The organism is Abiotrophia defectiva ATCC 49176 (assembly GCF_000160075.2).
GTDB lineage: Bacteria > Bacillota > Bacilli > Lactobacillales > Aerococcaceae > Abiotrophia > Abiotrophia defectiva.
This window is the reverse complement of record NZ_KI535340.1, coordinates 879,175-894,345: the sequence shown is the minus strand read 5'-3', so window position 1 is coordinate 894,345 and position 15,171 is coordinate 879,175. Positions and strand designations below refer to the sequence as shown.

General features: G+C 45.3%; 2 protein-coding genes. Both read left to right on the top strand.

Annotated features, from left to right (window positions below):
- Positions 1–302 precede the first annotated feature (302 nt).
- The gene (locus tag GCWU000182_RS04050) at positions 303–2,477 is read left to right on the top strand and encodes an LPXTG cell wall anchor domain-containing protein (protein ID WP_023391495.1); all 2,175 of its coding nucleotides are present in this window, start codon (positions 303–305) and stop codon (positions 2,475–2,477) included.
- Between the two features lie 148 nt (positions 2,478–2,625).
- Positions 2,626–15,129 (top strand): isopeptide-forming domain-containing fimbrial protein, encoded by a 12,504-nt coding sequence (locus GCWU000182_RS10175; RefSeq protein ID WP_023391494.1) that lies wholly within the window; start codon positions 2,626–2,628, stop codon positions 15,127–15,129.
- Positions 15,130–15,171 lie beyond the last annotated feature (42 nt).

Sequence of the window (15,171 nt, the reverse complement as noted above, 5' to 3'; positions counted from 1 at the left end):
TAGGGATTCATTGGCAGTAGCGTAGCGGCAAAGCCGTATAGGGGGACCTAAGCTGCGTAATAATAAGTAGACCATGCTGAGCATGGCGAGCACTGAAACAATAATAGGGGGGCGAGTTATCGTTTAGGTTAGCGCAAGCTAAGCAATCTGTTTATTATGATCAAGACCGTTTGAAACGTGAGTCGGCGTTCGCGGTTCAAATGGGCGGCAAGCGTCGCCAGGCATTATAGCCGGGAGATACTTGTCAAAGTTCTCTATTCAATAGAAGGAAATACAATTTTACAAGTCAGGAGAGATACACAATGACCCAAGAATTGAAGAAAAAGTTATTGAATGTCGTAGCCTTATCAGGTTTAGTCGCGGCATCATTCCCAGTTAGCGAAGTTCTTCAGCATCAAGCAACTCCAGCAGTCTATGCGCAAGAAGATCAATCTGCGCCAGACGACGAAGAATTGCCAGATGCAGTAGACCTCGCAGCAATCAAGGCAGCAGAACAAGTCATCAAAGACATCAAGGATGCTTATCAAGCGGCACTTAACGATGGTGAAGATGAAGCTGGTGCTAAGGACGCAGCTCAGTTCGCCAAAGATGAAGGGCAAAAGAAACTCAACCCAATCATCAACAAAACTATCAAGAACAAGAAAGAGCTCCAACGCCTTACTGAATTGTATAACAAGGAAGTAGCCAAGCTCTTAGGTGAAACTCCATTACCAGAACCTTTCCCACAACAAGGTCCTAAGGTTGAAATCAAAGAGGAATCCGAAACAATGGATATCGACTTTAGCACCAAGGTAATTAAAGACGATAATTTAGATAAAGGTGTGACCGAGATTGACGTCCCAGGGAAGAAAGGGACCTTGACCATCACTTACACCGTGGAATATCACGATGGCGTTCGCCAAGCTAATACTCGTAAAGAGAAGAAACGTGAGCGTACAGTTGAACCTGTAACTCAAGTTGAACGCCACGGTACCAGAGACGTTGTAACGACAGAAAACGTCAAAGAAGTGGAAGAAATTCCATTCGAGAAGAAAACAGAAGAAACGGATCAACTCGACAAAGGTAAGACACAACTCAAAACGCCAGGTAAGAAGGGTGTCCTCACTAAAACTTATCGTTATAAAGTAATTAACGGTGCGCGTGAAGAGGCAACCAGAGAATTAGTAGGCTCCGAAGTAACGGTTGAGCCTGTGGCAGAAGTAACCTTGGTTGGGACGCGCCCAGTTGTAACGACCCAAGAAATCTCAGAAGAGTCAGAGATTCCATATGGTACTCAAACTCAACAAAACGCTAACTTAGCCAAAGGCGTGAAGAACACAGTGCGTCCAGGGGTCAAAGGTAAGAAGAAGGTAACCTATACCATCACCCTCACTGACGGCGTTCAAACCAACAAACAAGTGAAGAACACGGAAATCCTTCAGGCAGCAGTTGATGAAATCATCGAAATTGGGACTAAGGAAGAGCCTGTAGTACCAGAACGTACTCGTCGTGAGAATGTCCGCACTGAAACAGTGGCCTTCGATATCGTTAATAAAGATAGCGACCAATTAGACCTAGGTCAAACTCAAATTGAGACCGAAGGGACACCAGGGGTGCGCACCATCACTGAAGAATGGTATGCAGACAAAGACGGCGTTGAAATCCCAGGTACACGCAAAGTGATTGGCGATGCTGTTACCACTCAACCTGTGGCGCGTGTTGTCTTACATGGCGTAAAACCAGTAAAACGTACTCGTACTGAAACTAAGGAAGTGGACTTCAAGACCGTTAGAAAAGAAGATCCAACTTTGGCTAAGGGCGAGACCAATACTGAAACTCAAGGTGTCAAAGGTCAAGAAACCATCACCTATGAATACCTAGAAGGTAAGGATGGCTTAGTAGCTGGCTCTGAAAAAGAAGTGAAACGCGAAACCACAGTTCAACCAGTAGATGAAGTAATCTTAGTTGGGACTAAAGAAGAAGCGTCAAGCCAATCAAGCTCTGAATCTTCATCATCAAGCTCCGAAGCGTCAAGCTCATCAAGCTCTGAGTCTTCATCATCAAGTTCAGCAGCATCAAGCTCATCAAGCTCAGAATCTTCATCATCAAGTTCAGCAGCATCAAGCTCATCAAGCTCTGAGTCTTCATCATCAAGTTCAGCAGCGTCAAGCTCATCAAGCTCTGAGTCTTCATCATCAAGTTCAGCGGCATCAAGCTCATCAAGCTCTGAGTCTTCATCATCAAGTTCAGCAGCATCAAGCTCATCAAGCTCTGAATCTTCATCATCAAGTTCAGTAGCTTCAAATGGATCAAGCTCAGAATCATCATCAAGCACATCAAGCAATGACCCAGGTCAAAATGGTAAGAAACCTGGCAAGAAAGACGAAGGTAAGAAATTACCTAAGACAGGCGAATCTCAAAATGTTACATTCCTCATGGGGATCATGATGATGTTTGCCTCCGCAGTGGTAGCTTTATTCCGCCGCAAACAAAATTAATGTAGCTTCATTAGAACGACGTAGCGATGTTAATTTTGGCTCGTGACCATTAATTAGTGAAAAGTCCTTGTTGATTATGACAAGGACCCCACTAATTTAGATAACATCGCAAGGATGTTCTAATATTTAGAAAGAGGGGATATAAATAATGAAGCACAAAGAAAATCTTAGAAAGGGTTTCTCGATACTGTTCGTGTTAATGATGGTCTTGTCGGTATTTCAAGGCCTCATTCAACCAGGGCATGTAGTGCATGCGCAGAACAATAACAATGTTCGAGAAATTCAGTCAGGAGATAGTCAGACTACCATTCGTCAGGATGGGTGTGACCTCTTCATCAACAAAACGCAAGATACCGAATGGTCCGTACCACGGAAGCCAATTGACTTGGTTATTCTGCAGGATACATCTGGTTCCTTCAAGAACACCATTGGTGGCGTCCAAAACGCCTTGCGCGAATTGACTACACCAGTGCCATCGACCCAATACGATCCAGATCATCCACGTCTGGTCTTCACTGACAACCCTAAGACCACTGACCGTGTCATGGTTGCAACCTTCCAAGGGTTAGACGGAAAGGTCACTTATGACCGTTGGGATACTAGCAGCGTCTATGACTCATGGCGTCGTGCCTATCCGGGTTATAACCCTGATAGTAACTTTACAGACAATCCAGTCTACGAAAAATATGATGGAACCTCCTATCGAATCAATAACACAAGCTTGTCTAACAATCCGAGTGAAATTCAAGACTTCATCAACAATATGGTAACCGAAGGTGGTACACCAACAGTACCAGCCTTGGAAGACATCATGACTCGTTATAGTTCACAAGTTCAAGCCTCCCAAGGTGGGATGGAAAATGGTCGTAAGACAGTCTTCCTTCTGATCACTGACGGGGTAGCCAACGGGAAACGCCTTGCCAATGGTAAAGTTGCCATCGAATATAGTGGTGCCCGCATGTATCAATTGATGCGTGACTGGAACTTGACAGAAGACTGGCTCTATATGGAAGCCAGCCAAAATATCTTAGCTCGTGCAGAAGAATTAAAGCGCGCTGGGGAACAACTCAAAGCAGCAGTTGGTCCTGAAGGTTCAGTCGTTATTGGTTTCTGGGAAGATGTAAAAGGCTTCACCGGGAACGGTCAATATGGGCGTACTTATAAGGAAGGTTTTGGTCATACCAACGTTAACTTCGGTGACAACCGTTCGGTACAAGAAATCTTCTCTACCACCTTGCGTAGCATGGCCTCACCAGACAAAGTTGTTAACGGGAAGAATGCTACCTTCTATGTTAACGAACAAAATGATATCAATGTCTTCGCTAACAAGGTCCTTGAATCGGTAGGGGCTGCCTTAGTTAAGGAAGACGTAAAAGGTGACTTCACCATCACGGATGGCTACAAGGTTAAGAGTGTCTCCATTAACGGCAAGAAAATTGTAGAAACAGTCACTGATAAAGAAAAAGAAATCCGTGGTACAGTAACGCAGGAAGGTAACAACGTTAAGATTTCTGTTCCGGATGCGGCCTTCAACCCAGGGTCTAACAAATTCGACTATGAATTAGTGCGTACCGAAACTGCACCACCGACCAATGAAGATGAAGAAGAAGAACCAGGTGACGACTATACACCAAGTGAAGTTGAACGTGAAGTCGGTCAATTGGTAGGTAAATTCTCTGTTGGGGAATACAGCACAACCCAAATTGGTTCTAAAGACAAACAAACAGTCAAAGTTAATGACCTGTCCTACTGTTACCCATCACTTTCTAAGACCATCACTGATGGCGATGCAAGTAATGACCAAGGTCAAATCGATGACCCAATCATTACCTATAAGAAAGCCTATGCGGCTAACTTAGGCACAGTTCACGAGCCATTCGAATATACGGTTACTTACCGTATGAACAACGCGCCGTTGAACTTCAAGAAAAACCCAATCTTGGTTGACCGTGTTAACTACCGTCTCTTAGTACAAGAAGCTTATGTAACTGACATGAATGGTAACCGTCTCGACGACTTCACGATTCGTCAGGTTCAAGAAGCCGACCAAGAAGGTAACATGGGAACCACCGTTATTGCGGATATTCCTAAGAAGCCAGGTATTAAGACTGAGAGCGTCAATGAAGGGGAATGGGGTGGCCACAAGTGGGCACGTTACCAACTCCACATCAAGGCGCGCTTCAACGATCAATATCCATTTGATGTTAACCAGAAGGAATACATTAAGATCCTTCAAGAAAACGATGGTCTTGGGGTCTTGAACCAAGGTCAAATCATGTGGAACGGGGAGTCTAACACTCCTGACTCTGAAGGTACCAACGTTCGTCGTTCTAACAGCGTCTTCGTAGTACCACCAACCGAAACGACTATTACTAAGAAGGTTCGTGGCGCTAGCCAAACGGTAGAACAAGGTGCCGAGCACTATGACTTACCATTACGCGACGACGAATACTACTACGATGTTAAGGTGGCATGGCCAGGCCTTGCTGACAAGTTCTTAGTAGAAGATGAATTAGTACCTGAACTAGAAGTAGTCAAGAGCGGTGCCAAACCACACGGTCATGACATTGAAGTAATGGTTAACGGTAAACCAGTTAAAGCGCTCGAGAAGTTTATCTCAGTCAGCGGCAACAAGGTTACCATGCAGGTAAATAAAGCGGACATTACACGTACCCTCAACAACACCATCAACCGTGCTAACAAGGGTAACCTAGGTCCAGCCGAAATCCACATCCAAATCAAGGCTAAGATCCGCCAAGATGCCAACCTTGATCGCTTCAAGGATGCTAACGGCGTAGTTAAGATTCCTAACGATGCTAGCGTAACGCTCGACAACAAGGCTCCTAAGAAGTCAGAAGTTGTAACGGTTACTCCGGACGAGCCAGCAATCGCTAAGAAGATTAACGATACCTTAGACGACCTCTACATCCCATCATGGGAAGAAAACAGATACAACTACAACATCAAGACTACCTTGCCAGGTAACATCCGTGACTATGGTACTTACGTAATTAAGGATGTCCTTGATGAGCGTTTAGAATTGCAAGCTGGTCAACAACCTTCTATTAAAGGTGAAGACGCTAAGTACTTCGACGTGGCATACGATGCAGCAACTCGCACCATCACTGCAACTATGAAGTCTGATGCCTTTGGCCAAATCGCAGGCAAGTCTGTAGTTGAATTAGTCATCCCAGCTAAGATTAAGGATGGCGAAACTTCAGCTAAGATTCCTAACACGGCGACAGTGCTTTACAACAAGCAAAATGCAACAGGTGATCCAAAAGAAATCACCACACCACCTGTTACCGTAACACCACCACCATCAGGCCCAACTAAGAAGATTAATGGTAACCTCGATGACTTGGTGATCCCAAGTGCAGAAGAAAATGCCTACACTTACAACATCAAGGCTAAATTACCAGGTAACATTGAAAACTACACGCAATGGGGCTTCAAAGATACCTTAGATAACCGCCTTGAATTACAACCTGGCCAATCAGCTCATATTGAAGGGCCGAATGCTGACAAGTTCACTGTAACTTACGATGCAGCAACCAACACCGTAACAGCTGAAGTCAAGGCCGGCCAATTCGCTAACTTGACAGCTGGTACAGAAATCGAATTAGTAATCCCAGCCAAAGTAAAAGATGGCGTTACTGATAAGAAGATTCCTAACCAAGCAACTGTCTACTATAATAATCCTGCTGATGGCGGGGTGCCTCGTGAAACACCACCGACCCCACCGGTAACTGTAACACCACCACCAACCACTCCAGATATTTCGAAGACAGTTAATGACGTAGAGCATTATCAATTAGCAACTCCAGAAGAGCCATTCACCTACAAGATCGACACCAAGGTTCCGTTCAACGCAACTGCCTTCAAGATCACCGACGAACTCAAAGACGTTCTCGAATTTGTAGGGACTGCAACAGCAACAGTTGACGGCCACCAAATCGCGGCTAGCCAAATCACTGTATCTGGTAAGACTTTAACTGTAACCCTCAACGAACAAGAATTGAAAGACTACCAAGACAAACCAGTCCACGTAGAATTCCAAGCTAAGATTGTTGACGGTGCTAACTTAGAAGCTTACCGCTCTGCTGAAGACGGCACTGAAAAAGTTCCTAACACAGCTAAATTCCAAATCAACGATAACCCTAAACTTGAGAAAGAAACCAAGCCGGTTACCGTAACGCCACCACCATCAACTCCTGCTATCAAGAAGACAGTTAATGACAAGGCGGCAGATCAATTAGCAACTGCAACCACTCCATTTACCTATAAGATTGACACCACAGTTCCACGTAATGCTAAGGCATTCCGCGTATTGGATACTTTGGAACATGTCTTACAAGTAGACGGTTCAGTCACTGCTAACATCGATGGTACTGAAATTCCATCAAGCCAAATCACAATTGAAGATGTGGACGTAGACGGCAAGACTCGTCAGAAGATTACGGTTACCTTGACTGAAGAACAAGTATTGAAGAACGCTGAAAAACCAGTTCACGTACAATTCAATGCTAAGATCAAGGACAATGCAGATCTCTCTGCTTACTCTTCAGCTGCTGACCCTACTGTTAAGGTTCCTAACAAGGCTTCCTTCCAAGTAGACAACAAGCCAGAAGTTGAATCTGATCCAGTCACTGTAACGCCTCCACCATCAACGCCAGCTATCACTAAGACGGTTAATGATGCAAGTCATTACCAATTACAAGCTGCCGGCGAAGAATTCACCTATAAGATTGATACAACCATCCCACAAAACGCAACAGCCTTCACTGTAACTGATGAACTCAAACCTGTTTTAGACTTCGGTTCTGGCGACGTGATTGCAACCGTAGATGGCGTACAAACTGCTGGTGAAATCACTAAGAACGGTCAAACCTTGACTGTCAAATTCACTCGTGACGAAGCTGTTAAAGCTGGCAAACCAGTTCACGTTGAATTTAAGGCAATCATCCGCGCTAACGCAGACTTAACAGACTATCGTACCGCAGATGACAACACTGAGAAAGTTCCTAACACCGCGAAGTACATCGTTAACGATGATCCGAACATCTTCAAGGAATCAGAACCAGTAACAGTAACGCCACCACCAACCACTCCACCAATCACTAAGACTGTCAATGGTGCAGAACATGCCCAACTCAATGACAAGGCTGAAGAATTCGAATATGTTGTTAAGACCAAGGTTCCACGCAACATCACTGAATTCAAGGTAACTGACCGTCTTGAACCAGTCTTAGAAGTTAAAGGCAATGTAACAGCAACCTTAGATGGCAAGGCAATCGCTGCTGACCAAATCAAGGTCGAAGCTGACGGCGACCGTCAAGTCGTAACGGTAGCCTTAACTCAAGAAGAAGTCTTGAAATCAGCTGAAAAAGAAGTAGTTGTAACCTTCAAAGCTGCTATCAAGGCAGATGCGGACTTGTCTAGCTACACGACCGCAGAAGACGGCACTGAACGCGTGCCTAACAAGGCATCTTATGGTGTCAACATTCCTAACGTTCCAGATGTTGAATCTAACACTGTAACAGTAACTCCTCCGCCAACCAAGCCAGACTTGAAGAAAACTGTTAACGATGCAGAAAGCTATCAATTGAAGGCTGACGGCGAAGAATTCACCTACAAACTCGATACTGAAATGCCACGTAACATTACGGCTATGACAGTAACCGATACTTTAGTAGACGAATTAGACTTTGGTACAGGCGACGTAGTGGCAACAGTCGACGGCGTCCAAACCGCTGGTGAAATCACCAAGACAGGTCAAACCTTGAGCGTGAAATTCACTGCAGAAGAAGTCTTGAAGAACGCTGGTAAGGCAATCCATATCGAATTCAAGGCTAAGATCCGTGAGAACGCAAACTTAGACAAGTACATCGATAAGACAGATGGCCGCACCAAGGTTCCTAACGAAGGTTCTTACCATATTAATGACAACCCTGACTTGAAGGTGAAGTCTAAACCAGTAACGGTAACACCACCACCTACAACGCCAGAAATCACTAAGACTGTAAATGACACAACTCACTATGACGTATTAACGCCAGAAGAAGAATTCACTTACAAGGTAGAAACCCTCGTTCCTACAAACGCAACTGAATTTGAAGTGACCGATACAATCGAGCCAGTTCTTCAATTCAGTAGCACTCCAGTTGAAGCAACTGTTGATGGCGAAGCGATTACTAACGTGACAACGGTTGACCGTCTCTTGACTGTGACCTTGTCTCGTGAACAAGTACAAGCTAAAGCTGGTAAGAAGGTAAGCATCACCTTCAAGGCTCGCTTCAAAGAAGGCGTAACCTTAGAAGAATTGAAGCCATACATTTCTCAAACTGATGGCGTGACTCGCGTACCTAACAAGGCAGCTTACCGTATCGACCTCAGCGACCAACCTAACATGCGTAAGGAATCTGAGCCAGTAACGGTAACGCCACCACCAACCCGTCCTGACATCACTAAGAAGGTTAACGACGTTGATGACTACACATTGAATGCAGAAAACGAAGTCTTCACTTACACTGTTGAAACTTCTGTTCCTGAAAATGCAACTGTCTTCAACATCACCGACCAATTAGATCCTGTCTTGCAATTCGAAGGCACACCATCTGCAACTGTAGACGGTACTGCTATCGACGCAAGCCAAATCACGATTCAAGACCAATTGTTGACTGTGAACTTGACTCCAGAACAAGCTGCGATGGCTAAGAAGCCAGTTAAACTCACCTTCCAAGCACGGATTCGTGACAATGCTGACTTACGTAACTACGTAGAAAATGGCGTCATCAAGGTACCTAACAAGGCAACCTACCACATCAACAACAAACCAGAATTCGACAAGGATTCTAACCGTGTAACGGTAACTCCACCGCCAACTGAAACAACCATTGAGAAGAAAGTTGACGGCGCTCACTACAAGAAACTAGATGCGGCTGACCAAGTCTTCAACTACACTGTTGACGTAACGGTTCCTAAGAACGCAACTGCCTTCTATGTAAGTGACACCCTCGTGCCTGAATTACAATTCGACGGCGAAGCAACAGCGACCTTGGATGGCAAGGACCTCAGCGCAGACCACATTGTCAAAGATGACACTGCTGGCAAAGTGACTGTGACCTTGACTGAAGAAGAAGCTCTCAACAACGCAGACAAAGTTCTCCACTTGAGCTTCAACGCCAAAGTTCGCCCAGGCTCAGACCTCTCTGGCTACATTGACAACAACGTCATCATGGTTCCTAACACTGCTAAATACAGTGTCAACCATCAACCAGAGAAAGACTCTAACACCGTACATATCACACCACCACCTTCTCAACCAGATCTCGACAAGAAGGTTAACGGTAAGGTTGATGAGCAATTGGCAACGCCAGAAGCTGAATTCACCTACACCATTGACACAGTAGTACCTACAAACGCTGCTACCTTCACTATCACCGATGAACTCAAGGCTGAGTTGGAATTCGTGGGCGACGCAACCGCTGTTACTGCAACAGTTGGTGGCGAAGCAATCACTGATGTACAAATCAACGGTCAAGTACTGACTGTCAACTTGTCTCAAGATCAAGCATCTAAGAAACCTGGCCAAGCTGTCCATGTTGAATTCAAGGCTAAGATCAGACAAGGGGCTAACCTCAGTGCCTACATCGTTAACGGTGAAATTAAGGTGCCTAACACGGCTCAATACTTGATCAACAACGAATTCAAGAAAGAGTCTAGCCCAGTAACCGTAACACCACCACCAAGCGAAGAGAAGATTGAGAAGACTGTTAACGATAAGCAAGCAGAAACTCTTGAAACTCAAGAATCACCATTTACTTATAAGATTCAAACTGTTGTTCCAGCTAACGCAACTGCCTTTGCAGTCAGCGATACCTTGGATCCTGTCCTCGAACTTGCGGGTGACGTAAGCACAGTTGAAGCTAAGTTAGGTGACGATGCAATCGCTGCAAGTCAAGTAACCTTCGACGCAGCAACTAGCACGCTTAAAGTGGAATTGACCGAAGCACAAGCAATCAATAACGCTAAGAAAGCTGTAACAGTAACCTTCCAAGCTAAGCTTAAGGCAGGTTTGACCCCAGCTCAATTAGCTCCATACATTGATGCAACTGATGGCGTAACCCGTGTACCTAACAAGGCGCGTTACAGCGTCAACCATCGTCCAGATGTTGACTCTAACACTGTAACAGTTACCCCACCACCAAGCACACCAGATATCGAGAAGAAAGTTAACAACGACTTCAGCGCTAACTTAGCAACACGCGAAGAGTCCTTCACTTACACTCTCGAAACTCAGGTACCAAACAATGCCTACATGTTCGAAATCGGCGATACCCTCGAACCAGTATTGGAATTCGATGGCACTGCGACCGTTGAATTGGATGGTAAAGATGTAACTAGCGAAGCAAGTGTCGAAACAGTTGACGCTAAGAAGACTGTTGGTTCTGAAGAACAAGATACTAAACGCTTAGTAGTGAAATTAACCCAAGACCAAGTAACCAAGAACCCAGGCAAGAGCGTGAAGGTAACCTTCAAGGCTAAGATCAAAGCTGGCGCGAGCCTTGCTGCCTACATTACTAATGATGGCGTCAAGATTCCTAACAAGGCCAACTACATGATCAACAACAATCCTGACATCACCAAGGATTCTAATGAAGTACCAGTAACGCCACCACCAACCACCCCTGATATTTCTAAGAAAGTAAATGGCCAAGCTCATGTAGACTTAGGTGCTCGTGACGAAGAGTTTACTTACACCATTGAAACTACAGTTCCAGAGAACGCAACTGTCTTCGGTATTACTGATACCCTAGTAGACGCTCTAGAATTCGTAGGCGATGCTTCCGCAGTCGTAGCAACAGTAGACGGCGAAACTATCACCAATGTGAAGATTGAAGGGCAAAAACTGTCTGTTGACTTAGACAAGCAACAAGTATTGAACAAGTTTGGCAAGGCAGTCAAGGTTGAATTCAAGGCTAAGATTAAAGCCGATGCAGACTTGACACCACACATTACTGCTGATGGCGTCAAAGTTCCTAACCAAGCAGGCTACGATATCAACAATGATCCAAAACTTCATAAAGATACCGAACCTGTAACGGTAACACCACCACCAACCACTCCGGACATCGAGAAGAAGGTTAACAACAAGCTTGAAGAACTCCTCGGCAAACGCGACGAAGTCTTCACTTACACCCTCGACACAACTGTACCGGATAACGCGATTGCCTTCACAGTAACCGATAAACTGGATCCTGCACTTGAATTTGCAGGTAATGCATCTAGCGTTAAGGCAACTGTTGATAATCAAGCAATCACTGATGTGAAGATTGAAGGCGACCTCTTGACCGTCAACTTGACACAAGAACAAGCAGTCAAACTCCACGGTAAACCAGTACACATTGAATTCACTGCTAAGATTAAGGCAGATGCTAACTTGAACGTGAGTCCTTACCTGACCGAAGATGGCGTCAAGGTACCGAACAAGGCTCAATACACGGTTAACAACAACCCTAACATCAGCAAAGAATCGAACATTGTACCAGTAACACCACCACCAACCACGCCTGATATTGAGAAGAAGGTTAACGGCCAAGTCCACGCTGACCTAGCTAAGAGCGACGAAGTCTTCACCTACACTATCAATACCACTGTTCCAGAGAACGCTACTGTCTTCGGTATCACCGATACCTTGGTAGACGCCCTCGAATTCGTAGGCGACGCAAGCAGCGTGACTGCAACAGTAGACGGCGAAGCCATTACCGACGTGAAGATTGAAGGTCAAACCTTGAAAGTCAACTTGGCTAAGACTCAAGTTGTCAACAAGTTCGGTAAGGCTGTCACAGTAGAATTCAAGGCTAAGATTAAGGCCGATGCAGACTTAACACCACACATCACTGCTGATGGTGTCCGCGTACCTAACCGTGCGTCATACGACATCGACAATAATCCTAAGATCCATAAGGATTCTGAACCTGTAACAGTAACACCACCACCAACCACTCCTGACATCGAGAAGAAGGTTAACAACGCCTACGAAGCAATGCTTGCTTCCCATGACGAAACCTTCACCTACACCATCGATACCACTGTACCAATGAACGCGACTGCCTTCACGGTAACCGATACCTTGGTAGATGTACTCGAATTTGTAGATACGCCAACTGCAACGGTAGATGGCCAAGCTATTACCGATGTTCAAACAAGCGGTCAAACCTTAACTGTCAACTTGTCTAAGGAACAAGCAATTAACCTTCACGGCAAGCCAGTTAACGTAACCTTCAAGGCTAAGATTAAGGCGGGGGCTAACCTCAACCCTTACATCGTTGGCAATGCAGGTGAACCAGGCAACATTAAGATTCCTAACAAGGCGTCTTACATGATCAACAACGATCCAAACATCCGCAAGGATTCTAACGAAGTGCCTGTAACACCACCACCAACCACTCCTGATCTAGAGAAGAAAGTCAACGACGCAGATTCTGCTTACTTGACGGCTAAGGAAGAAGTCTTCACTTACTCCTTAGACACAGTTGTTCCAACTGCTGCTACTGCCTTCGCAGTCCTCGATAAGTTAGAACCAGTCCTTGAGTTTGTAGACAAAGATCAAGTAGTTGCAACCCTTAACGGTCAAGTCTTAGACAATAGCCACATCACGATCATGGGTCAAACCATCCGTGTTGCCTTGACTCAAGAAGAAGTGACCTCAAACGCTGGTAAGCCAGTACACATTGAATTCAAAGCCAAGATTAAAGAAGATGCTGATTTGACACCTTACATGACTGGTCAAGAAGACCCTCGTGTACCGAACAAGGCTCAATACATCATCAACAACAATCCTGACTTAGTGAAGGATTCTAACGAAGTACCGGTTGTACCACCAACCAAGCCAGATGAACCAAACATCACCAAGGCTGTCAACGACCAAGACGCATACCAATTGAAAGCTGTTAACGAAGAATTCACCTACACGATTACAACAGCTGTTCCTACGAACGCTCATGCCTTCAACGTAAGTGATACCCTCGAGCCAGTATTGGAATTCGTTGGTCAAGCAGAAGTATCTGCTAACTTCGCACCACTTGCAGACACTGACTACCAAGTTGTCCAAGATGGTCAATACCTCTTCGTTCAATTTAGTAAGGAATTCGTGAAGGCTAACGCCAACGCGCCAATCCAAATTAAGTTCAAAGCGAAGATCCGTGACGGTGCAGACCTCACTCTATATAACACGAGCGGCACTCCAAGTGTACCGAACAAGGCAAGCTACATGATCAACAACGATCCTAAGCTTCAAAAAGATTCCAACATCGTTCCGGTTACACCTCCAGGCCCTCCAACCACACCTCCTGGTCAGAAGGAAATTTACACCGAGTCAGGTACAACTCCTGATGCGGATAACAGACTTGAACTTCAATCAGAAAACGAAGTATTCCGTTATGAAGTCAAGGCTAAGCAAGATTTCATTCCTGCTAACTCCTTCCACAAACAAATGAAGATTACTGACGTACTTGAATCCGTATTAGGCGTTCAACGTGCAAGCGTCAAGATCGACAGCGAGAAGGTGGATATGGACCAAGCTCTCCCTGAACTCAAAGAACTCAAAGACAAGTTGGAAGACAACGAGAAGAAACTCAAGAAACTGAAAGGTGAAGATGCCGCATCTTCTAGCGAATCATCTTCAGCAGCCCCAGTTGCTTCAGAGCCTACCGTTGACCCAGCACTTCAAAATGCACGTGTAGCAGAACTAGAAGGTCAATTAGCTGCTGCTCAAGCAACAGCACAAGAAAAAGCGCAAGCTCTCGCTGGCTTGAACGAACAATTAGCTGCAACTCCTGAAGATCAAGCAGAAGTTCGTGCTAACTTACAAGCTCAAGTAGAAGCAGCATCAGCTGCTCAAGCAGAAGCTAATGCCGCTGTTCAAAGCTTGACCGCTCAACTCGAATCTGCTCGTGCCGCTGCCCAAGCAGTAGCAGGCGATAACTCTGTGATCACGAGTCAATTGACTCCAGAAGGTCAAGAAGAGACTCCAGAGCAAATTGCTGAACGCGTCAAAGGGTTCGAAAAACTCATCAAAGAACTCAAAGAACAAATCAAAGAGTACGAAGATGGGAAAGACTCACTTGATGCAGAGAAAGGTAAGAAATACCAAGCAATCAAGGACTTCAACGAAGCAATCGAAAACCGTAACAAAGTTACCGGCGAATTGACTGATGAGTCTATTGCTAAGTTAGGTGAACTCAAAGTAGTAGGTAACCAAGTAACCTTCGAAATCACCAACGAGTATGTCTTGAAACTCCTAGAAGGTCGCAACATCCGTCTTGTAATCTACGCAACGATTACTGACATTGATCGCGCACGTAAGGAATACTTAGCTGATCCGAACAACGGCTATGTACCTAACAAAGCGACTGTAGAGTTTGACCACACACCTGAAGTAACCAACATTGTGTACGTCAAACCTTACACTCCACCAACCCCACCACAAACACCACCAACTCCACCAACCATCTCAATTCCACCAGCTAACCCTGGTCCAGAATTGCCAGCAACTGGTGAAGTAACCAACATCGGTGCAATCCTCGCTGGGTTCCTCATGACCCTTGCAGGTGGGTACCTGACCTTCAGAAAGCGTCAAGACGCCTAATCTGACATGAGTCCTAAACAAGCCTCCCCTAGGGGAGGCTTG